This is a genomic window from Streptomyces lacaronensis, assembly GCF_047337785.1.
GTDB classification, from domain to species: Bacteria; Actinomycetota; Actinomycetes; order Streptomycetales; family Streptomycetaceae; genus Streptomyces; species Streptomyces lycopersici.
Genome location: NZ_JBLHDK010000003.1, coordinates 10,091,493 through 10,113,733 on the forward strand (window position 1 = coordinate 10,091,493; position 22,241 = coordinate 10,113,733).

At 69.1% G+C, this 22,241-nt stretch carries 18 protein-coding genes and 1 pseudogene; 14 read left to right on the forward strand and 5 right to left on the reverse strand.

The window, feature by feature from the left end; genetic code table 11:
• Positions 1-100: 100 nt before the first annotated feature.
• The 8 genes from ACMTAK_RS43660 to ACMTAK_RS43695 all read left to right on the forward strand — a co-directional run bounded on the left by ACMTAK_RS43660 (position 101) and on the right by ACMTAK_RS43695 (position 6,921).
• Complete coding sequence (locus ACMTAK_RS43660) at positions 101-850, forward strand: dienelactone hydrolase family protein (RefSeq protein ID WP_413811274.1); 750 nt, start codon at positions 101-103, stop codon at positions 848-850.
• Positions 851-941: 91 nt separating this feature from the next.
• Positions 942-1,646, forward strand: a complete 705-nt coding sequence (locus tag ACMTAK_RS43665) for a GntR family transcriptional regulator (RefSeq protein WP_413811275.1) — start codon at positions 942-944, stop codon at positions 1,644-1,646.
• Entirely contained in the window at positions 1,643-2,446 is an 804-nt protein-coding gene (locus ACMTAK_RS43670) for a LamB/YcsF family protein (RefSeq protein WP_413811276.1), read from the forward strand. The genes ACMTAK_RS43665 and ACMTAK_RS43670 overlap by 4 nt, the downstream gene beginning before the upstream one ends.
• Positions 2,447-2,481: 35 nt before the next feature.
• Positions 2,482-3,126, forward strand: coding sequence for a 5-oxoprolinase subunit B family protein (locus tag ACMTAK_RS43675; RefSeq protein ID WP_413811277.1), 645 nt, complete (start codon positions 2,482-2,484; stop codon positions 3,124-3,126).
• The gene (locus ACMTAK_RS43680; protein ID WP_413811278.1) at positions 3,123-4,061 is read left to right on the forward strand and encodes a 5-oxoprolinase subunit C family protein; all 939 of its coding nucleotides are present in this window, start codon (positions 3,123-3,125) and stop codon (positions 4,059-4,061) included. The genes ACMTAK_RS43675 and ACMTAK_RS43680 overlap by 4 nt, the downstream gene beginning before the upstream one ends.
• Before the next feature lie 52 nt (positions 4,062-4,113).
• A complete protein-coding gene (locus tag ACMTAK_RS43685; protein WP_413811279.1) occupies positions 4,114-4,566 on the forward strand; it encodes a VOC family protein in 453 nt (150 codons plus the stop codon).
• 199 nt (positions 4,567-4,765) lie between these two features.
• The gene (locus ACMTAK_RS43690; RefSeq protein WP_413811280.1) at positions 4,766-6,100 is read left to right on the forward strand and encodes an MFS transporter; all 1,335 of its coding nucleotides are present in this window, start codon (positions 4,766-4,768) and stop codon (positions 6,098-6,100) included.
• Positions 6,097-6,921, forward strand: a complete 825-nt coding sequence (locus ACMTAK_RS43695) for a putative hydro-lyase (protein ID WP_413811281.1) — start codon at positions 6,097-6,099, stop codon at positions 6,919-6,921. The genes ACMTAK_RS43690 and ACMTAK_RS43695 overlap by 4 nt, the downstream gene beginning before the upstream one ends.
• A gap of 625 nt (positions 6,922-7,546) precedes the next feature.
• On the opposite strand, the gene ACMTAK_RS43700 is transcribed toward ACMTAK_RS43695, so the two are convergent.
• From ACMTAK_RS43700 to ACMTAK_RS43715, 4 genes are all read right to left on the reverse strand, one after another.
• Positions 7,547-8,098, reverse strand: coding sequence for a hypothetical protein (locus ACMTAK_RS43700; RefSeq protein ID WP_413811282.1), 552 nt, complete (start codon positions 8,096-8,098; stop codon positions 7,547-7,549).
• A gap of 239 nt (positions 8,099-8,337) precedes the next feature.
• Positions 8,338-10,410: a hypothetical protein gene (locus tag ACMTAK_RS43705; RefSeq protein ID WP_413811283.1), complete on the reverse strand. Its 2,073-nt coding sequence runs from the start codon at positions 10,408-10,410 to the stop codon at positions 8,338-8,340.
• Positions 10,407-11,486, reverse strand: coding sequence for a hypothetical protein (locus tag ACMTAK_RS43710; protein ID WP_413811284.1), 1,080 nt, complete (start codon positions 11,484-11,486; stop codon positions 10,407-10,409). Before ACMTAK_RS43710 ends, ACMTAK_RS43705 begins: the two co-directional genes overlap by 4 nt.
• A gap of 313 nt (positions 11,487-11,799) precedes the next feature.
• Entirely contained in the window at positions 11,800-12,468 is a 669-nt protein-coding gene (locus ACMTAK_RS43715; RefSeq protein WP_413811285.1) for a Crp/Fnr family transcriptional regulator, read from the reverse strand.
• Positions 12,469-12,991: 523 nt separating this feature from the next.
• Here ACMTAK_RS43715 and ACMTAK_RS43720 point away from each other — a divergent pair.
• The 4 genes and pseudogenes from ACMTAK_RS43720 to ACMTAK_RS43735 all read left to right on the forward strand — a co-directional run bounded on the left by ACMTAK_RS43720 (position 12,992) and on the right by ACMTAK_RS43735 (position 17,961).
• Positions 12,992-13,669: a Crp/Fnr family transcriptional regulator gene (locus tag ACMTAK_RS43720; protein WP_413811286.1), complete on the forward strand. Its 678-nt coding sequence runs from the start codon at positions 12,992-12,994 to the stop codon at positions 13,667-13,669.
• A 170-nt stretch (positions 13,670-13,839) separates the two neighbouring features.
• Positions 13,840-14,786, forward strand: a pseudogene (locus ACMTAK_RS43725) (hypothetical protein).
• A complete protein-coding gene (locus ACMTAK_RS43730) occupies positions 14,783-17,047 on the forward strand; it encodes a hypothetical protein (RefSeq protein ID WP_413811287.1) in 2,265 nt (754 codons plus the stop codon). Before ACMTAK_RS43725 ends, ACMTAK_RS43730 begins: the two are co-directional and overlap by 4 nt.
• Positions 17,044-17,961, forward strand: coding sequence for a hypothetical protein (locus ACMTAK_RS43735; RefSeq protein ID WP_413811288.1), 918 nt, complete (start codon positions 17,044-17,046; stop codon positions 17,959-17,961). The genes ACMTAK_RS43730 and ACMTAK_RS43735 overlap by 4 nt, the downstream gene beginning before the upstream one ends.
• Positions 17,962-18,790: 829 nt before the next feature.
• Here the strand turns inward: ACMTAK_RS43735 and ACMTAK_RS43740 are convergent.
• Positions 18,791-20,203 (reverse strand): hypothetical protein, encoded by a 1,413-nt coding sequence (locus ACMTAK_RS43740; protein ID WP_413811289.1) that lies wholly within the window; start codon positions 20,201-20,203, stop codon positions 18,791-18,793.
• Between the two features lie 226 nt (positions 20,204-20,429).
• Here ACMTAK_RS43740 and ACMTAK_RS43745 point away from each other — a divergent pair, with 226 nt between their 5' ends.
• Positions 20,430-21,335: an AraC family transcriptional regulator gene (locus ACMTAK_RS43745; protein ID WP_413811290.1), complete on the forward strand. Its 906-nt coding sequence runs from the start codon at positions 20,430-20,432 to the stop codon at positions 21,333-21,335.
• Between the two features lie 156 nt (positions 21,336-21,491).
• Entirely contained in the window at positions 21,492-22,241 is a 750-nt protein-coding gene (locus ACMTAK_RS43750; protein WP_413811291.1) for an SDR family oxidoreductase, read from the forward strand.

The following is a 22,241-nucleotide window of genomic DNA, read 5'->3' on the forward strand; positions in this document are numbered from 1 at the left end:
CTTACCGATTGCGTTAGTCCGACTAACGTTGTACGTTCGCTCGCGCCGACAACGTTAGTGCGACAAACGTTTGTTGAGCGAACTCCAAGGAAGGAATGCCTTGCCCACTACGACACTGCGGATCCCCACCCCGGACGGTCAGGCCGACGCTTTCGCCGCCTTCCCCGACGGGGGCGAGCGGCACCCGGGGGTGCTGCTGTACCCGGACGCCTTCGGCGTCCGGCCCGAGCTGGAGGAGCGGGCCCGTGAACTGGCCGGGCACGGGTACTACGTGCTCGTCCCCAACTTCCTCTACCGGCACGGCCCGGCACCGGTGATCGAACTTCCCGAGCACATCGGAGAGGAGATCCGGCCCGCGATCATCGGACAGCTAATGCCCCTGATCGTGGAGCACACCAGCGAACGGATCCTGCGCGACGCCGATGCCTGTCTGAGGTTCCTCACCACCCGGCCCGAGGTCGGCCCCGGACCGGTCGGCGTGATCGGCTACTGCATAGGCGCCGCCCTGGCGATGCGCACCGCGACGGCCCATCCCGGCCAGGTGGCCGCCGTCGCCGGATTCCACCCCGGCTTCCTGGTGACCGACGCGCCCGACAGCCCGCACCGCCTCGTCCCCGATCTCACCGCCGACGTCCACATCGGCCTCGCCGAAGGCGACATGTCGCCCGAGGCCATCGGCGAACTCAACCAGGCGCTGGACGCCGCGGGTGTCGGCTACACCACTGAGATCTACCCCGGCACCGTCCACGGCTTCACCATGTCCGACACCGACGCCTTCAGCCCCTCGGCACTGCGACACCACTGGGACCGGCTGCTCCCGCTCCTGGACCGAACCCTGACCAGCGACTGAGGGGCCCCGGCTGGGAGAGCGAGCCTGACGGACGGATTTCCTGTGGCCCGCCCCCTTCACGCATCCGGTGCATGCACTGTATACACGGTATATGAGCCGAGAAGACAGAGGCCGCCGCGGTGATGCCCAAGGCGCCGACGCCCTCACCGACGAGCTGCGCCGGCTGATCGTCGAGGGCGTCTACCCGCCGGGCCACCGACTGGTCCAGGACGAACTCGCCGACCGTTTCGGGGTGAGCCGCATCCCGCTGCGGGAGGCCATCCGCACCCTCGCGAGCGAGGGCCTGCTGCGCTCGACGCCGGGCCGCGGCACGTTCGTCACGGTGCTGGACCTCGAGGAGATCGACGAGATCTACAACCTGCGGCGGCTCATCGAGCCGAGTTTCGCCGAGCACGTCACCGAGCGGGTCTCCCGGCGCGACATCAGCCGGTTCGAGGAGATGGCGACCGCGATGGAGCGGGCCGCGGGGTCCGGCGCCGATATCTGGTCGCGGACGAACCTCGCCTTCCACCTGGACATGTACCGGCTGTCCCGGCTGCCCATGCGCTACGAGATCATCTCGCAGATGTACCACCGGCTGGAGCCGTACTCCCGGTTCTACGTCCATGGCACCTCCGCGTACGGCCGCGTCCACCATGAGCACGCCGCGATGGTCCAGGCGCTGGCCGACGGGGACGCGGAGGAGCTGGCCCGGCAGATCACGGCGCATATCGACGGCGGTCAGGAAGGGCTGCACACGGCCTGGGAGAACAGCAGCGGCGCCCTCCAGGCGTACTGGGCGGAGTCGGCCCGGTGACCGCGCTCGCGCTCAACACCGATGTGGGCGAGGGGTTCGGGGTCTGGGGGCCGGCCGACGAGGGCGAACTGCTCGACCAGGTCACCGCGGCCAACGTGGCCTGCGGATTCCATGCTGGAGACCCCGACATCCTGCGCCGCACCTGCGAGGCGAGCGCCGCCCGGGGCGTGGCGATCGGGGCCCAGGTCTCCTACCGCGACCTGGCCGGTTTCGGCCGCCGCTTCATCGATGTGCCACCGGCCACGCTGGTCAACGAACTCCTGTACCAGATGGGGGCGTTGGAGGTGTTCGCCCGGCTCGCGGGCGGTCGCGTCGGCTATGTGAAGGCCCATGGCGCGCTCTACAACGCGGCGGCCCGGCACACCCGGCACGCGGCCGCGATCGTCGAGGCCGTAGCCCTGTACGACCGCGCGCTGCCGCTGCTGTGCCAGCCGCGCACCGCGGTCTGGGAGCGGGCGGTGGCGGCCGGGGTGCGCCCACTGGCCGAGGGGTTCATCGACCGCGGCTACACCGACGAGGGGCTGCTGGTGCCCCGCTCCGCGCCCGGCGCTCTGATCACCGACCCGGCCGAGGCGGCCGAACGCGCCCTGCGGATGGCGGAGTCGGGGACGGTGGTCTCGGTGAGCGGCAGCGTCGTAACGATCGCCCCGGACGGCGGGGGGCTGGCCGCGCTGTGCGTGCACAGCGACACCCCGGGCGCGGCCGTGCTGGCCGCCGCCGTACGGGAGGCGCTGGCGTCGGGGGGCGTCGCGGTGGGCCCGCCCGGTGCCGCCACCGACCGGGTCGGGGTACGGCCGTGACCCCGGCCGACATGACGTCCGTGAACGTCGCGTCTGTGAACGTCACATCAGGCGAAACGATTCTGCGGAGGGCCGGTGACCGGGGCTGGCTGATCGAGTGCGCGGACCGGCACCCCGCCGAGGTCGCCACCTCGATCCGCGCCCAGCCCTGGGCGTCGGGGCTGCGGGAGATCGTGCCCGCCGCCACGACCGTGCTGGTGGTGGCGGAGACCACCGCCGGGATGGGCAAGCTCGCGGCCGGGCTGCGCACCGTGCTCGACGGGCCCGGCGCCCACCGCACCGGACCGCCGCCCGGCAGGCGGATCGTGATCCCGGTCCGGTACGACGGCCCGGACCTGCCCGAGGTCGCCGAACGCCTCGGCCTGACTCCGGAGGAGGTCGCGCGGCGGCACGGCGCGGGGGAGTACCGGGTCGGCTTCTTCGGCTTCGCGCCCGGCTTCGCGTATCTGGACGGTGTACCGGAGAGCCTGCGGCTGCCCCGGCTGTCCAGCCCGCGGCCGAGGGTGGCCGCCGGGGTGGTGGCCATCGCCGGGAACCAGACGGTGGTCTACCCCGGCGGAACTCCCGGCGGCTGGCACCAGATCGGCGTCACCACCACCCGGCTGTGGGACGTGACGGCCGAACCGCCGAACCGGCTCGCGGTCGGCGACCGGGTCGTCTTCGAGGCGGTGACGCCATGACGGTCATCTCCGCCGCCCAGGGCCGCCGGGTCCGCCCCCGGCACCGGCCACCGGACCCCGGCACCGGCCCGGAGCCCGCCGTACTGACGGTCGTCCGGGCGGGACCGGCGGCCAGCGTGCAGGACCTGGGCCGTCCGGGGATGGCCCACCTGGGTGTGCCCGCCTCCGGTCCGGCCGACCGGCGCAGCTTCCGGCTGGCCAACAGGCTGGCCGGGAACCTGGAGGACACCCCGGCCCTGGAGGTCACCCTCGGCGGTCTCGCGATCACCCTCTCCACCACCCGCCATGTGGCGGTCACCGGGGCCCCGGCGCCGCTGACGGTCGACGGGGTGCCGGTCGACGGCGCGCCGCGGCTCTGGCTCCGTGCCGGATCGGTGCTCGCCATCGGCCGCCCCTGGGCGGGCTGCCGCACCTACCTCGCCGTCTCCGGCGGGATCGAGGCGGAGCGGGTGCTTGGGTCGGCCTCGCGCGACTCCCTCACCGGGCTCGGCCCCGACCAGGTGCGCGCCGGGGCGGAGTACGGACTGGGCCCGGTGCGCCCGGTCCCGGCGATCCCGCTGGAGCTGGCGTTCAGCGTCGTCCCGCACGGCGGCCCGGCCACCGTCCGGTTCCGCTGGGGCCCGCGGCACGAGTTGTTCGGCGCCGCGGACCGGCACCGGCTCACCACCACGCCCTGGCGAGTCTCCGCCCAGTGCGACCGGGTCGGCGCGCGGCTGACCGGACCGCCGCTGGCCATCGGCCCGGTCGACCTGCCCAGCGAGGGGACGGTACGCGGCGCCATCCAGGTGCCGCCGTCGGGCGAGCCGATCGTCTTCCTCGCCGACCACCCGGTCACCGGCGGGTACCCGGTCATCGGGGTGGTCACCGACGCCGACATCGATCTCGTCGGCCAGACCCTCCCCGGGGACGAGCTCCGGCTCGCCCCCGTCCACTGACCCCCTGCGAATCCACCTGAACCACCGTGAGAAACCTTAAGGAGACACGCATATGTCCGCTCAGCCCGACTCCCTCGTCCCCTTCCACCTGGCCATCCCGGTGGACGACATCGAGGCCGCCCGGGAGTTCTACGGCAAGGTGCTCGGCTTCGCCGAGGGCCGCTCGGACACCAAGTGGATCGACTGGAACTTCGGTGGCCACCAGGTCGTCACCCACCAGGTCGGCGACGGCCCTTCCGGGGCGCCGCGCGACGGCATCGCCGGGACCAACCCGGTCGACGGCCACCAGGTGCCGGTGCCGCACTTCGGCCTGGTGCTGCCGGTGCCGGAGTTCCAGAAGCTGGCCGAGCGGCTCACCGCGGCGGGCACGGAGTTCGTGATCGAGCCGTACGTCCGCTTCCAGGGCGAGCCCGGTGAGCAGTGGACGATGTTCTTCCTCGACCCGGCGGGCAACGCGCTGGAGTTCAAGGCGTTCGCCGACCTCGGACAGCTCTTCGCCGTCTGATCCGCCATCCGCCCGGCGGTCCTCATCCGCCCGGCGGCCCTCACCGACCCACCGGCGCAGCGGCGCCCGGCCCGGCAGGACGACGGTCATCAGCAGGAGGACTGGTCCCGCGGATGACCGTCGTACGGGCCCCCGGCGCCGTACCGGCGGCACTGACAGCACATCCCGGCCAAAGGACATGTCAGACCCGGAGGAACCCATGACGAGCGTATCAACGGCCTCAACGGCACCCGGAGACACCGGGGACGCGGCCGCCCTCGCCACCGCGGCGCGCGGCGGCCCGCGCCGGGCGGCGCTGGCGGCGGCCGCCGGCACCGCCATCGAGTACTACGAGTTCGGCGTCTACAGCTATCTGGCCGTGATCATCGGCCCGAACTTCTTTCCCGGGGACGACCCCACCGCCGCCCTGCTGGCCACGCTCGCGGTGTTCGGCAGCGCGTTCCTGATGCGGCCGCTGGGCGGCATCGTGCTCGGGCGGCTCGGGGACCGCGTGGGCCGCAAGCCCGTACTGATCCTCACCGTGACCGGGATGGGCGGCGCCACCGCGGTCGTCGGGCTGCTGCCCACGGCCGAGGCCGTGGGCGTGGCCGCGCCCGTAGCCCTGCTGGTGGTGCGGCTCGCGCAGGGGTTCTTCGCGGGCGGTGAGGTGACCGGTTCTGCCACGTATCTCGCCGAGTCGGCCCCGGCCGGGCGGCGTGGCTTCTTCGGGGCCTTCACCCCGGTCGGGGTGGCCCTCGGCGGCGGGGCCGCGGCGCTGGTCGCGGGCATCACCACGACCGCGCTGAGCGAGCGCCAGCTCGACGCCTGGGGGTGGCGCATACCGTTCCTGCTCTCGCTGCCCCTGGTCGCCGTCGCCCTGATCGCCCGCAACCGGCTCGCGGACTCCGAGAGCTTCCTCGCGGCGAAGTCGGAGCGGGCCACGGCCAAGGCGCCGCTGACCGAGGTGTTCACCCGCCACCGCGGCCCGGTGCTGAAGGTGACCCTGCTGGCCATCGGCTCCAACTGCGGCTACTGGGTCGGCCTGATCTTCATGAACATCTACCTGACCACCGACCTCGGCTACCCCAAGGACTCCACCTTCTGGATCATGGGCGGGATCAGCCTGTTCGTGGCCGTCCTGATGCCGGTGTGCGGGGCGCTGTCCGACCGGTGGGGACGCAAGCGGCTCATCACCGTCGGGTTCGCCGGGTACGCGGTCCTGGTCGTCCCCGCGATGCTGGTCATGGGGCTGGGCAGCTTCCCGCTCGCCGTCGCGGCCATGGTGGTGCTGGCCCTGCCGATGCCGGTCGTCCAGTCCGTCACGTACCCGACGTACGCCGAGCTGTTCCCCACCCGGGTGCGGTACACCGGGCTCTCGTTCAGCTTCAACATCGGCACCATCGTCGGCGGCGGGCTCAGCCCCTATCTGTCCACCTGGCTGATCTCGGCCACCGGCAGCCTGCTCGCCCCGGGCTTCCTGCTGATGGCGACCGTGGTGGTCGCCCTGCTGACGCTGCGCACCGTCACCGAGTCCAGCCACCGGGAACTGGCGTGACGGCCGCCACCCCGTTGGGAGATGGCCTTCCCGAGGACGTCCCCGCCACCCCGGCGGCGCTGCGGCGCCTGGTGGCGGACGGCGGGTGGACCGGGCCCACGGCCGGTCTGCTGGACGGGTACCAGCAGGCCAACCTCGTGATCGTCCCGCGCGACCTGGCCTTCGACTTCCTGCTGTACTGCACACGTAACCCCGCGCCCTGCCCCGTCCTCGCCATCACCGAGCCGGGCGACCCGGTGGTCCGGCTCGGCACGACCATCGCCGACCTGCGGACGGACCTGCCGCGCTACCGGGTCTGGCACGACGGCGAACTCGCCGCCGAACCACACGACATCACCGCCCACTGGCGTCCGGACGCGGTCGGCTTCCTCCTCGGCTGCAGCCACACCTTCGAGGGCCCGCTGCGTGCCGCGGGCGTCCCGGTGCGGTACGCCCCGGAGTCCGCGGCGCCGCCCGTCTACGTCACCGACGTGGCCACCCGCCCCGCCGGGCGACTGTCCGGACCGCTGGTGGTCAGCATGCGCGCGATACCGGCTCGCCTCGTGGCGCGCGCCGTCGAGATCACCGCCCGCTATCCGGCCGGGCACGGGGCGCCGGTGCACATCGGCGACCCGGCCGCGCTCGGCATCGCCGACCTGGCCCGGCCGGACTTCGGCCCCTCCCCGGTCGTCGAGGACGGTGACGTCCCGGTGTTCTGGGCCTGCGGGGTGACACCCCAACTGGCGCTCCCCGCCACCCGGGCCCCGTACACCATCACCCACTACCCGGGCCATATGTTCCTCTTCGACCACACCGTCGACGCGGGCCCGGCACCGGGGTGAACGGCCCTGCGCGGTGGCGGGTCAGCGCATCCGCCTGGAGATGAAGAGTGTCTGCTCACCGGCCGATGCAGTGCCGTCGTAGAGCGTGGCGTCCAGCCCGCAGAAGATGAATCCCATGCGGAAATAGGCACGAATCGCAGGGGCGTTGATGTTGGTGACTTCGAGCCATACATGCCCGGCCCCGCGCTCCTTGGCGTAGTCGGATCAGTTCAGGATCGCGGTCTCCTCCAGCGTTGTCCTCGTCGGGGAATGTCTTGTGGGTCGGAGGGCCCACCGGTGCCTCAAGGATCCTGAACTCCTCGGCCGTCACGGTTACGTCGAATGCGGAATCCGTCGTGAACGACTCATCCAGCTTCGCGAGGGGCTCACCGCCTATGGAAGGCGCCAGCAGGTAGGCGACGGTCCCCACCACGCGAGCGCAGCCCCGTCATCTGCGGTCTCTTCATGCCAACCATACGCCTGCAACATGGGGGGCGTCGTGACCTGATGATCCTCGGCCGTGGTTAGGCAAACGTCATTGGTTCGCCTCGGCGACCGGGGCGGCGCTCTCGCGGACCGATGCGGTACGACCGGTGGCCAGCATCTGATGCTGCCGGGGACCGGTCGACCGCGACGGTGCGAGAGATCAAAGTGGTTCAGTTGCAGGGACCAGGTTCTTCTGCTCTACCGCCTCTGCCCGTTCCGAGGCAGTCGCCGACTCGGGCGTGAGAAGGCTCAGGACGGTCTCCAGAAGATCCATCGCGCGCATTCTTGTGTCCGGGTTGCGGAAAGCATCGAGTAGTTCCTCGATTCGGGCTCTCATCAAGACGTTCTCGTCGCCCTGGCCGAAGGCCGCATCGGCATGCAGGGCATCGCTCACGAGGCGGAAGGCACCGAGGACCGATTCCGTTTTGCTCTTAGGGTCTCCGGCAGAGAACTGCAGATCCGCGTACCTGTCGATCCACCACACCAGGCCGAGTCCGCCGTCGAGCAGCAGATCGCGGAGCACTTCCAGACGTGCGATGTGGGCTGCCTCCTCGACACGATGCCGCTCGGCCGCCTCGCTTCGGCGGCAGGCGGCCAGCAGTGTGTCCTCCGTGACGACCACTGTGACCCCGCCGGTCACACACAGCCTCTGATCGTCACGGATCTCCTCGCTGAGCATGTGGTTGACGGCTGTTTCTGCGGTGTCGGCCATGAGGATGGGGTACCTGCACAGGGCATTTGTGGCATGGTCCGTCAGCAGTGACCGTGCCACGGCATCGCCGTGGAGGAGAGCAGTCTGTTGCGATGCCACCGGTCTCCAGTCGTAGGCGAAACGCACGTCGAAGTAGAGACCGTGGTCTGCGCTGGGCAGCTGGGCGGAGAAGGCCCGGCTGAAAGACCGAGTCTCCTGTCCGGCGGGACCGGGTTCGCGCCGGCGGAAGAGACGCGCCCTCATGCGGAGCTGTAAGCGCTGGACGCCGCACGGCGAGCCGCCGTCTCCCTGACAACGTGGAAGAGGCGCGTACGCAATCGGGCGCGGAAGGGCGCTGTGCCGGCGATGAGCCTGTCGAGTTCGCCGCCCATCACGTCGGCCTGGGCCGAAAAAATGACGGCGACGACGTCCTCCACCGCGTCTCCGGGCAGTTCACCGGCTTCGGCCGCGTCGCACCAGCCGCCGAGTACCTCCGCTGCGCGCTCGCGTAGTTCAGGTCGTCGCCATATGGCCTGCCAGCCTTCGCGGAGTAGCTCTCGGACGGCCTCGCCGTGCTCCGCTTCCGCGGTGAGGAGGAGGGGAAGCGGCGATATGGAGGACTCGGCGTCGTCAAGCGCGAAAACGTCGAGGAAGGCGGTGCGGCTCAGCTCCGCCTTCTCCGATGTGTTCTTCTCCGGAGTGGTCCAGTCGACGAGCGTCTTCAGTACCCGCGCCGAGAGGTCGGTGTCGCCTAGCAGCGACTGCAGCGTGTTCAGCGCCGCCTCGCGTACCTTCTCGTCGTCAGCCGTTCGCACCTTCTTTTTCCAGGTACTTTCCAGGACGTATTTCAGCCTGGTCAGAGCGACACTGGTGTATTCACGAACCAGCTGCCTCCCACACACTTTTGTGATGGCCAACTGGCGTTCTGGCGTGTTGTGGCCGTGAGCCCACTGAGCGAGGTCCTTGCGAACTTCCGGCCCCAGAACAGGGTTGACCGCCAACTGGTCCAGCACGTCGACCGCGAGCTGCGCGTAGCGGACACTTCCATTGCGCAGCCAGTCCTGCGTCAAGTCGAGGACGACGTCGGCCCCTTCTGACTCGGCCAGTGTCGTCAGTACCTCGGCCAGTCTGGGGAGGCAGGTGTCGGCGATGCCCTGCGGTTGGCTGATCGTTGAGAGCCAGCGGGTCAAGACGGGCACGAGTTGAGGCCGCTCCCGCCACACGTGCCCGAGCAGGGCCCGGTCTATACCTGGGTGCTGCCTCGTGATGGAGACGGTGCCGTCGGACGAATAGTCGAGTTCGGCGTCGGAGCAGCGTTGGCTGCCGCCCGCGCCGCCCAGCGGACCGCCTTGCCGCGCTGGCCAGTGGATCTCGGGGTCGGCCAGGAGGGCGTCAGCGGCGTCGAGGACGGTCCGGGCCCGGGCGCCGTCGAGGAAAGCGGCGGCGACCTGGAGGGCCCGTCGTTCTGGCGCGTCCTGGGCAGTGGAGCCGAACCAGTCTGTGAGCTTGTGCTTCCAGCCCATGAACCCATCGAGCGCATCCGTGTCCCGAGGTCCCTCCGCGCGCAGGACGACGTGGGCCAGGCGTACGGCCTCGGCAGGCGGCTCGTCTCCCTGAAGCAGACCCGCGAACACACTGGAGTCGTCCGTAAGCCAAGCAGCGCGCCCGGCATGCTCGCTGTCGGCCTCGACCCGCCGACGGGCGATCTCCAGCGCGGAGGGCCGGTCTACTTCCATGACCCTTACCGGTGACGTCCGGCTGGTCATGGCGGTGCTGTTCCAGACGCGTGGGGTGGCGATGACGGTTAGGAGGCTGTCTTTGCTGTGGGCCCGCATGGCGTATTCGGCGAGCCGATCGTGGAACTCCTTGTCGAGCGGCTCTTTGACCCCGGCGAGGTTGAGAAGGTACCCGGTGTTGGACTCGCAGGGGATGCGGTCGACGTCGGGCTTCTCCCAGTCCGGGTACAATTCGAATATTTCACAGTGCTTGTCGGTCAAAGCCGTATCAAGCATGTCAAGTGCTAACGTACGGCGGCCTGAGGACTCCCTGCCCAGGAGTGCGATGACGCTGCCTCCGGTCGGGTCCGCGACGGGGAACGGCTCCGGTACCGGCCCACCGAACCGCATGGGCGGCGGGACGAAGACCGGCTCGCCGAGGATGCGGCCGCGGTCGACAGGGTGTGGGCGCAGCATGGCGAGGCCCGAGACGATGTTCTTGATGGTGACGTCGCCGCTCGCCACTACTAGATCCCTTCCCGCGGACGATCCGTCGACCGAGATCCTCTGGTCCGTCGTCCCTTCGAAACCCTCGGGCGGATCACTATCGAAGGTCATCGCTGCCCTCCCTTGTAAACCGTGGTGTTTCGGCCGCCCAGGATGAAGTCCCCCTTGGCCCGCACGTCGCGGACGCTGATGCTGCTTCGGGCGGCGCTTTCCGTACGCGCGGCATCCGCTGCCTCAGCGAGGGCACGCACCTCGTCGGCCGCTTCGCCGGAGAGCGCCGCGACGCCGGCCAGAGCGGTGGTGGCACGGCCTGCGAACATGGCGGCGAGGCTGTCGTGATGTCCCCCCTCCACGGTGGAGAGGCACCGATCGAAGCCGTCGAACAGATCCAGAACTTCCTGCCTCTCCTCAGGCGTGTGACGGGTGAGGAGCGCAGCGCACCGATCCCGTACGAAGGCCCAGGCATCAGCGGCCATGGCCCCCACGACAGCGCTACCGGCCAGCGCCGCGATCGCTTCTGGCGTGTTCATGATGGGGTCCTCCTGCTTTCCGTTCGCCATGCCCGTCGGGCGACCGCTCAGGGCGAGGCCGCGGATCTCGGCCGTACTGTGTTCAGGGATCTGTATCCACCCGTATCCGGCGAATTCGTCGTGTCGCACGTGCACCTTGAGGTACTGGTCCGGATCCAGTCCGTGGCTGTGATGCTGGACCACGTCCTGGTAGAGCCGGTCCGAGACGATGACGGCCAGGTTCGTGGTGCGGGTCCCGCTCAGGACGGACTTCAGCGGGGGCGCGTTCAGGTAACGGGCGACGGCTATCGGGGCAGGACCGCTGTGCCCGAGCGCCGCGGTCCTTGCCACCCCGAGGTCCATGGCCAGCCGAAGCCTCATCGGCTGCTTCCGCGGACGATGAGCGTTGCACTCTCCGAGGGCGACCGTGAGGTTCCTGATGAACTCACCGAGCACGACCTGCTCCGGAGTCCCGGCGGGCAACACGGCGAACTCCTGGTCGCCTTGCGGCTGGCGCTTCCAGGACAGCCTGTCCAGACTGCTCAGAGTCGCCGCTCTGTCGAGTACCTCGACGAGTTCGGCCTGAGCCCGTTCCTGCTGTGGGATGTCCAGCCTGCTGTACCGCTCTACGTCAGCGGCTATGCAGAGATGGCGCGTGATGATGTTGTGTGATGCCATGCGACACCTGTCTGGTGAAGTGACTGATGTGACTGGCTCTCGCGAGCCGGGCATCAACTGTGCAAGCCGATCACGGAGAACACGGCGAAAGCCGTACTAATACAGGTTCTGCGGATGACGCGACTAGGTTCCTTCTGGCGGATCTCCGTGGAGGAAGGAGCGGCGTCAGGGGGCACCTCCCAGCGGTAGCTGGGGGAGCGTGCTCTCGGCGTGCTGCGCGGAAGCCCTCGTAGCGGAGCTACTTGGGTTTTCGCGCGGTGGGGCGAGGGGCGTGCCGGGCGTCGCGACGCCGCGGAGATCCGTCAGAAGGGCCCTAAGTCCTGGGCAGGCCTGCGGCCCGACGAAGTCCCGGCAGGTCGAGCACCGTGACGCGGCGATAACCGGTGGCGAGCAGCCTCTCTCGGCGCAGTTCTCTAAGCGCCTTGTGGACTGTGACTTCTGAGGACCCGGTCAGTGCGGCCAGTTCCGGCTGACTCAGGGCGACGCCGATGACGAGACTCCGTCGTACCTGATGGCCGTGCGACACAGCGAGCTCCGCCAGCACCCGTGCAAGACGTGCCTTGACGGGGAGCCCGCCGTACTCCACCCGGCGACGGTTGGCCCAGCGCAGCTTCTCGACGACCATGCCGGAGAGCGTCAATGCAGCGTCGGAATGGCGATGGAGAAACAGCTGTAGGTCTTCGTATTCCACGACGCTGGCTGAAATCTCTCCACATGCGGTGACTGTCGCCGATCTCGGAGCGTCATCCAGGGCAGCCATCTCACCCACGATGTCACCGCCGGCCCGGATGGCCAGAAGGGCTTCACGACCGTTTTCCATCTGAGCGGTGACCTTGGCGAACCCGGAGCGCAGCACGACCACGTACTGGGAACGGTCGCCCTCCTGGATGAGGATTTCCTCCGGCGAGAAGCGACGGAGGGTCCCAAGCTGGAGCATGTCCGTCCGGACGTAGCCCTGCAGCCTTCCTAGGAAGCTGCGCATAGGCCAGCCACCGGGAAGCGGAGGGCGAGAGCCACCATGTGCAGGACCAGATTGGCATTTCGGGGCAGTGCCCTCCAGAGTCAAGATCAATCCCTTCGGACACATGACCGCCCAACGACGAATCGCTGGCCAAAAGCGTTTGATGCCGCATCAGCACAGCACTGGCGAGTGGTGCGAACAAGGGGGCACGCACTCAACATTCGGTGCATTTCATCGCTCTACCGTGCGCCGTCGCGCTCCCGGGGGTGGTTATAGACCAGATAGGGATCTCTCCCAAGGAGTCGGCTGATGAGTACGACAGCTGGCCACGCGATCGAGAGGGTGAACGGTGTGCCGCTTGACGAGGTCGATGAGAGCGCTAGGAGCGCCCCGTCACAGTGGTGGCTTGACGACGTCGTTAGGGGGCGAACGTACTCAGGCCGCTGGTCAGGTGTAGGAACCACAGCCTGTGAGGGAATCGGCCGATGAGACGCACGGAAGGACTGACTGTGTAGCACAGGCTCGCGCAGGACAAGGTCGTTGCATGAGCGATTTCGCATACCACTCCGCGGGGGCATCCGAGACACCGGGCGAGACGTTGCGTGATCTCGCGGGAGAAGCAGTATGGGACGATCTGGTCCGACAGTCCTATGAGCGCTGGCATCCACCGGGTGAGTTGCTGTTGCAACAGGGCGAACCCGGAACCCTGGTACTGGCTGTTCTGAGAGGCGTGGCCAAGGTGGTGCGGACTTCGCGGAGCGGGGCGCCCACGTTGCTGGCATTTCGCGGCCCGGGCGAGCTGCTGGGCGAGGTGGCGGTCCGAGGCGGGGGCGCGAGGCTGGCGAGCGTCGAGACGCTGACCCGCTGCAAAGTTGCGGTCATGATGGCCCCGGATTTCACCCGGTTCGTCGATGCGCAAGGGCTGTCGCCCGTCCTCGAGCGCTACGCGCTGGCGCGGCTGCGCGAGTCGACTCAGGCCCGCGGGGGTGGCGACGTATTGCACCGGCTAGCAGTGACCCTCGTGAAGTTCGCTGACATCTCGCGCTCCCAGGAACTCGCCGTCACCCACGACGAATTGGCACAGCATTTGCGGGTGTCCCGGAACACCATCACCCGACTACTGCGTGAGCTGGAGTCCTGTCAAGTGTGGGCGCGGCGCAAGCGCATCGTGATCGACGATCTTCCGGCATTGCGCCGTGTCGCGAGCTCCGACGACGGATGAACCCGGCGGCCTGCGACGCATGTGGCGCCTGTCACCCGTTATCCGCACTGAGAGTGCGGAAGACGAGGCGTCGGTTCGCGAACCTCGAAGGCACGGCGGCCCGACCCGTTTCTCCACGGATGTTTCAGGGCCGCCCATGCCACGTCCGTCGTTCCGTGAAGGAGCCCCAGATGTCCGAGCAGTCCCAACCCCACCTGCCGCTGCCCCAGGCGACGGCCGCGCCCTACACCCGAAGTCGTCAGCTACCGCCCTACCGAGGATCGTGGCCGTCGACGCGAAGGACTTCACCGGCTATCCCGCTATCGAGCACGAGCTCATCAGCCGGGCCATTCCCCAACTCCTCCGCACATCGTTCGAGCGTGCGGGAATCGCGGATGTCTGGGACGACAGGCGGTTCCCAGACTCCACCGGTGACGGCTTTGTATTCGGCTTCGATCCGACGGCAATGCCCTTCGTCATCCACCCCTGGCTGAGCACACTCCAGGACGTGCTCACCGAGTTCAACGTGCACTCCATGGGGGCCGTGCGCATCCGGCTCCGCGTCAGCCTGCATATCGGGCCAGTTACCGACTCGGGGGAGCGGGAGGACGGTAAAGGTACGCCGCGCAACGACACACACCGGCTGCTCGACTCCCGCCCCGTCAAGGCGATGTTGGCCGCCTCCAGCGAGAACGTCACCCAGGTCGCAGCTATCCTCTCGGATCGCTGCTATCAGGACGCGGTCGCGAGTGGCTACACGGGCCGCCACGTCGATCACTTCACTGAGGTTCCGGCCACGGTGGAAGGCAAGTCGTTCGCCCAGCGCGCCTGGCTGTACGTACCCGCTCCCTCAGGCACTCTGTACGACCGCCGGATCCTGGGCGATCAGGTGATCGAGGAACAGGAGGCCAAGCGGGTGCACGACGACGGCCCGCGCGACCCCGGGCACGCGGCGGTTCCCCGAACCGTCACGAACAGGGCCGACAACGGAAACCTGAACACCGGAACGGTGCACGGCGGCCAGAACGTCAACAACACACAGGTCGGTGGCGACCACTTCGGCGGCAACAAGGCGGGGTCGGTCCACGGCAACCAGGGCGACACCGTCCGTGGCAACAAGAACTCGGGGCACCGGTGAGCGAGCGGGAACCGCGCCCCGAACTCCCCGCAGGCTCTCCGGGCCCGGCCGCCGGGAAAGGAGACGACTCCGCACCGCGGGAGGAACCAGAAGCTACGGGCGCGCGTTCCGACCAGGTGGAGCCGGACGGATTCGACGATGAGGACGGTGTCGGTGACGAGGATCCCATCCCCGGGATCGACGACCTGCTCGGTGGCGCCGGGCGCGACGGCCGTGGACCGTTCATCTACGCCCCCAACGGCAACATCAATACGGGCTCTATGCACGGTGGCCAGCATGTGAGCAACCACAGCCATTCGGTCGGTTCGGGCCCCCGCCGGGTGGAGGCGCGGGAAGGCCCCATCTCCGAGCACGAAATCGGGGAAGCGGGCTTCGGTTTCGCGGAGCCGGAGTGGTTCCCGGAAGCGCTGAGGAAGCTCGACAGCAGTGTCCTGTTCCTGACCGGAGCCCCCGGTTCCGGGCGCCGCACGACCGCCCTCAACCTGCTGCGCCGCCACAGCGGCAGCATGGCGCTGCGCGCGGTGGACAGCGACATGGACCTTGCCACCTGGCGGCCCACCCACACCGACGCCCGCGGGTACCTCGTAGACGGACTCCTGCCGAAGCACGCCCTGAAGCCCGGCATGGTGGGCAATCTGCGGGGCCTGCTGAACGAGGCCGACGCCCGCATGGTGATCGTGCTCCCGGACGATCCCGAACTCGTACGAAGGCTGGAGCGCGACCTCCACGTGACGCCCGTGGTCTGCCGACCAGCGCCGCCCCGGGAGGTGTTCGACGCCCGTCTGCGAGCCGTCGTACCGAACCCGGTGCGCCGGAACCGGCTGCTTGCCGGGCTGGAACCGGGGCTGCTGGATGACTTGTTGACTCCGGAACTGGTTCCCGCCGAAGTCGCGGAACTCGTCGCAGCGGTGGTCGACTCGGGTGAGGACGGGACGGACGCCATGGGCCTCCGGAACCGTCTGAGCTTCCTCGCCGAGGGCGAGGTACCGGACCTGATCAAGAAACTGCGCGATGACTCCGACGGGCTGGCCTTCCTGCTGGCGACCTGCGTCTTCGAAGGGCTGGACCACCGCATCATCAGGGAGGAGGCTGAACGGCTCCTCGAAGTGGCGGAGGGCCGTCTGAACTGCGAAGTGCCACCATCCGACGACGACACGGGTGCTCAGGGCAAGCGGGAACTGCCGCGTCCCAACCCGCACTTCGTCTTCCGGCGATCCCTGGAAGACCTGCTGCGCTCCGTACGCGCACAGTGCGCGCCCAAGGAAATCCGCGCGGCCTCCGGATACACCTTCGCGGTGGAGCCGGTGCGGTTCACCCGGCAGCGGCAGGCCGAGACCGTACTCCGCTACGTATGGCGCGAGTACGGCCAGCTGTCCGGGGTGCTGACCTCGTGGATGGACGCAGTCAGAAACGAGACGGAGCTCACGCAGCCGGTGGGCCGGGTCATGGGCATGGCTGCGGGCTGGGGCGGCGGACGCAGAGCACTGCGCCACATCCGCACCCTTGCCGAGTCCGATCGCCGCACCAGCCGGATCATCGCCGCCCATGCGATGGGTGTGGCGGCCAAGGACCCCGTACTTGCCACGGAGGTCAAGTACCGCCTCCGCGATTGGAGCTGGGCACAGAGCCCCCAGCTCCGGTCCACCGTGGCGTATACCTGTGGTACCGACTTCGGGCTCTCCCGGCCGGACGTCGCCATGCGGCTGCTAGGCGGCCTCCACCACGGTCTGGACGACGAGGGGGAGCGCGCCGTGCGCAGGGCGGTGGACTCGGCCCTGGTTGGCCTCTTCAACTCGGGCAGCCAGGCGCTGGTCTTCAGGTACCTGGTCGAATGGGCCGACCGGGAGGGGACCGATGCCGAGCCGGCGGTCCGCAACTTCCCCCGTCTGTTGGCGGAGCCCTCCTGGTTCCAGCAACAGCTGCTGAGCCAGGGAGAGTCCGCACGGCAGATCGTTGAACTTGTCCATCGGACCCTGGACGACGACGACACCTTTGGTACCACATCCGGACACTTGATCTCGTGGTGCCGTATGGCCTCCTGGGGCGAACAGCAGAAGGAGGCCGTGGAAACCCTGCTCACCGCCTTGGCGCAGGACATGGGGCATGGAGTGTTCCGGCTGTTCGTTCTGATCGATCGGCACAAGGACTCCGATCTGGTCGGACGGGACATCGCGCACCGGGCACTGAACGCCTGGCGCGAGGGCGAACCGGCGGCGCGCCCCCCGCACAGCGAGCCGCACCCATCCGGGAGGACAGCATGACGACCGAGGACAACTGCCCCGTCTACACTCTCGCCCCGCACGCGCCGTGGCGTGAGATCCTTCGCCAGCGCCTGGCCGGGCGGCGCGACCGGGCCCTGGTCCTGAGGGACCGAGCGGGGGCCCACCACGTATTGGGGATCAGGCGCCACCGCGGTGCGGAGCCCGCCATGGCCGCCGACCGCGCGGCTCCGTCCCCCGGACTGCTGGGCGGCTACGAAGAGGCCTTCCGCGTCCGGCTGGGAGAACAGCCCGAAACCCGGAGCGTGGCGCTGCCGACTGCATACGGCACCGAGTCGGTGAACGTGCGCGTGCTGTGGTGGGTGCACGATCCGGCGCAGGTGGTGCGCTCCCGGACGGCCTACGGATGGGACGTCGTGCGCAAGAACCTCGACCACTGCCTCCACCAGTTGGAAGAGGCCCAGAGCACGGGGAGCCGCAGCTTTGGAGCCTCCGAGATGATGCACCACCTGGCCCCGCCTCAGCGTCTGGAGAGTGTGGGGCTCACCTACCGCGTCACGGATGTCCAGGCCCGCGACACCGATGGCGAACTGCGGCTGGGACAGCCGGGGGAAGCCGGTCTGCCGTACTCCTGGACGGCAAATCGCCGCGAGGAATACGACTTCTGCATCCAGGCCCTGCGCAACGGACCCGTCTCCCTGGCAGCTCTGTGGCTGGTCAGGCACCCGGACCAGGTCAGTCAGGTGCTCGACTGGTCGGTGCAGAATCCCGGTCTGGTCCGGGAGGAGACCAACTGGCAGGAGGAGATGGCCGGCCTGCTCGGCAAGCTGACCCCGCAGGAACAGCAGGAGCTCTCCGAACTGCTGCGTGATCGGCTCGTCAGCCTGGGGCGGCGCGTTCCAGGACCCCGGGCAGCTCGGGTGAACGGCAGTGTTGACCAGCCCTCCTCCGTATGAACGATCGTCCGTCCGGTGCCCTGACATACGGAGATCCCAGGGGCATCCACCGGGGTGATTCCCCGAGAGAGGTTCGTTGAGAGGTGTGGGGCAGCTGACCGGGAGAGCCGTACGCCCGTGATCGGCTTAGCTCGGCCTGCCGCCGAGTCTGCGCGGCAATGTCGGCACTGCTGGCGACGAGGGGGACCCCTGCGTCGGGGCTCCCTCCACGGCGGGTGGTGTATCGATCCGTGGAGGCCACAAAGGGCGGGTACAGAATGGTGCGGCTCGCTGCTGAGAGTTTCGACGCGGCTGGGGTCAAGGGTTGCAAGTTCACATTCTTTCGTTTCGACGCTGCAAGGGGCCTTCGCAGGTCAGAGCCTGTGGAGGCCCTCTTTTCACGCGTGAGCTGGGCTTACGTGTGGGGAGCGGGCACCGCGTCCGCACGATGTGCTTCCTCTCCCGGCCGCGGGGGCGGCGCAACCAGGCGTGCGAGGTCGGCTACATGCAGGCGCCGCTGCTGGTTGAAGTCGACAGTTTGGTGGAGTCGTTGGTGCCCCGGCCTGTGTTGACCAGGGCGAGCGGGCGGCTCAGACCGTCCACCGTCAGGTGCATCTTGACGGTCGGGACCGCCCCCGGACCGCCCGAGGGCCTGGCCGCGACGCTGGGATCGACACCAGCCAGTCGATGCCGCGCGCCGTTCGGGCACGTCTCGCCAAGCGGTACTGGTCCGGAACGTTCACCCGATTCGTTTGAGAACCAGCCGCCGACGCCCATATTGGGCGGGCAACAGGGGCGGCGCCAACACCACTCGGCCGGAATTCCATCGACCTGAGGTGGCCTGCCGTTTTCAGGGAGCGATGCCCACACCCTCGATCCGGCTCCAGGCCCGCTCCTGGGCGGACGTCATGGCCGGCCAGGTCAGTCCGCCCGGCCGAGGCCGGACATGAGAGGCGTAGGGCTTGGGGTGGAAGCCGGAGTCGTAGAAGCACCCGGTGCCGTAGACGCGGTCGAACCTGGCGCAGGAGGACGCGATGGACCGCGGTGTGGGCTTGCTTCCCGTGCGCGCCCAGGAGTCCAGCGCGGCGATGGAATCGGCGTACTCCGCGTTGCTCAGCTCGCTGTGTTCGCTCTCCTTGGTGAAGGTCTGTACGAGGTTCTTCCCGCGGTGCGCGCCATCGACCGTCGCCCGGTACGCCGACTCGTGCTCGACGAATGCCGTGGGGTCGTCGATGGCGTGCATCGTCAGCACCGGGATGGACACGTGCCCGGTGAGGTCGCTGTCGTAGGAGAGGTCACGCCGGGCGTCGGGGGTGGCGGAGAAGCGCTCGACGCCCGCGTTCAGCGCCGTGTCGTCGTGTGAACCGGAGTACCACACGCCCTGGTTGCTGAACGGATTGCGGTCGCCGAGCCGGTTGTGCACGATGTCGCGGAAGGTGAACACCGAGAACCGCAGATGGGACTCCAGGGTCCGCTCCGGAAGGCGGGTGACGGCGAGTATGTCGTCGAGGTTGCGCTGCTGCGGCGCGGTGCGCTCCTCGGGGGCGGAGGCATAGCCGGTGCACTCCTGAAGGCGGGCGCGGAGCCCGGCCGTCGTCAGGGTCGACCCGGGGCGCAGCCCCTGCCACAGCGGGTACTGGGGCTCGCTGGGGCGTGGCAGGTTGCGGCAGTAGTACTGGTAGACCACGCGCAGGTCGACGCGATAGTCGTAGCCCCGGGAGCCGCCGCCCAGGACACCGCTGGTGAGGAGGGCGCCGTCGTAGGGGCCGTTCTTCCTTCCGTACGTCTCCACGACCTTGGCGGCGACATTTCCGCCCCAGGACTGGCCGTGTACGTACGTCCGCTCGGGCTTGCCGAAGTCCCCCACGAACAGGCGGCGCAGATTCTCCGTGTCGGCGGCGGCCATGCGCGTTCCGTAGCCACCTCGCCGGTAGGAGGAGCCCGCCCAGGCATAGCCCTCGGACACCATCACCGACCAGCGGTCCAGATCGCCGACGCTCCGCTCGGGATCGGACCCGTCGCCGAGGTCGGGACCGCCGTGGGAGTGGACGATCAGCGAACCGTTCCACTTCTTCGGAATGGCGATCGTGTAGTACGCCCCGTTGCTGTCCTTGCCGGTGTAACACGTGGCCTTGTCGCCCACGCTCGCCGGGCACGCGACCGGTGCGGGGCGCGGCTGGGCCGCCTGGACCGGACCGGCATTGCCCAGCGTCCCCGCGACGATGCCCGCGATGCCGACGGTCGACGCCACGGTACGCCGCATACGCGTCAGGCTTCGCAGAAGGGAGGAAGGTACGTTCCGATTCGAGCTGTGCACAGCAACGCTCCTGACCTCGGTGGCGCTCCCTCGCGCCAGGCGTTGCGATGTTAAGGACACCACTTCTGCCGACACCATTGAGCAGGGAGTTCTGTTCTTAACGTGCACGGCTCCTCGTGCGCACGGCTCCTCATGCGCACGGCCGGAGACGCTGTGGTGCTGCAATGGACCCATGTCCCTCGACGAGCTCCGCACCCTGCTGGCCCGGCATGCCCGGCCCGACTGGACCACCGCCATCGACGGTGTCCTCGTCTCGAAGGTCGACCGGGCGGATCCGCCGGCGCCCTCCATGTCCGGCATGGTGCTCGCGGTCATCGCCCAGGGCAGCAAACGCCTCGCGCTGGGCGACCGGGTCTACGCGTACGGCCCCGGGGAGTATCTGGTGGCATCCGTCGACCTGCCCGTCACGGGGCAGTTCACGCAGGCCGACCCCGAACAGCCGGCGCTCGGCTTCGGTCTCACGCTGGAGCCGTCCGCCGTCGCCGAACTGCTGTTGCAAGCCGGTCCCGGAGACACGCCCCATACCGGCGGAGGTGTTCCGTCGGGGATCGCGGTCAGCGAGGCTTCGGGCGCGCTGCTCGACGCGGTGGTCCGGCTGCTGCGCCTGCTCGACGAGCCCCGCGACCGGGCCGTACTGGCGCCGCTGGTCAAACGCGAGATCCTGTGGCGCGTGATCACTGGCGAGCAGGGGGCGACGGTCCGGCAGCTCGGTCTGGCCGACAGCGGGCTCAGCCATGTCTCCCGGGCCGTGCGCTGGATCCGGGAGCACTACGCGGAGCCGTTCCGGGTCGAGGACGTGGCGCGCAGGTCCGGCATGAGTGTCTCCGCCTTCTACCGCAACTTCCAGGCGGTGACCGCGATGAGCCCCATCCAGTTCCAGAAGCAGATCCGGCTCCAGGAGGCCCGGCTGCTGCTCGCCACCCATCCGAACGACGTCACCGGGGTCGGTCAGCGGGTCGGCTACGACAACCCGTCGCAGTTCAGCCGGGAGTACCGCCGCCAGTTCGGCGCACCCCCGAGCCGGGACGCGGCCCGTCTGCGGGACACCGTACGCACCCCCGCGGGCGTCCTGCCCTGAGCGGGGAGCGGGCCACCGGGAGGATCGTGCATGCCAAGGCGAGGATGGTTCTATCGTTTCCGCAGGTCGGAGCGGTGCAATGGGAGTGCAAGCCCTCCCGCGGAGCAGGAAACGCCTGTTCCTCCGCGGATCCCACCACATCGCAGGGGTCACACCATGAACACCGTTCTGATCACTGGTACGTCGTCCGGGTACGGGCGGGAGACCGCCCTTCACTTCCACGAGCGGGGGTGGAACGTCATCGCCACCATGCGGACGCCACGGCCGGGCGTCCTCCCCGAGTCGGACCGGCTCCGCGTCGTCGAGCTCGACGTGACCAGGCCCGAGAGCATCACCGCCGCGCTCGATGCGGCTGGGCCCATCGACGCCCTGGTCAACAACGCGGGCATCCCGTCGATGGGCGTGTTCGAGGGCATCTCCATGGCCCACGTGCGGGACGTGTTCGAGACCAACACCTTCGGCGTGATGGCGACGACCCGGGCGGTGCTGTCCCAGTTCCGCGAGCGCGGCTCCGGTGTGGTGGTCAATGTGACCTCCAGCGTGGTGCTGGGGCATATGCCGCTCACCGCCGTCTACAAGGCGAGCAAGACGGCCGTCGAGGGGTTCACCTCATCCCTCGCGCTCGAACTCGCGCCCTTCGGCGTCCGGGCGAAGACGGTCGAGCCGGGCGCCTGCCTGACGACGAACTTCGGGGCCGGGGCGGCGCACGATGTCCCGCTCGAGGAGCGGGTCCCGGCGCCCTACGCGGCGTTCGCGAAGAAGTCCATGGCCGACTTCGCGGGCCAGGACGTGTTCACCAAGGAGAGCGACGTCGCCGAGACGGTGTGGCAGGCCGTGCACGACACCACCGGCCGGCTGCGCTTCCCGGCCGGTCCCGACGCGGTCCGGCTCGACCAGGCGAAGTGA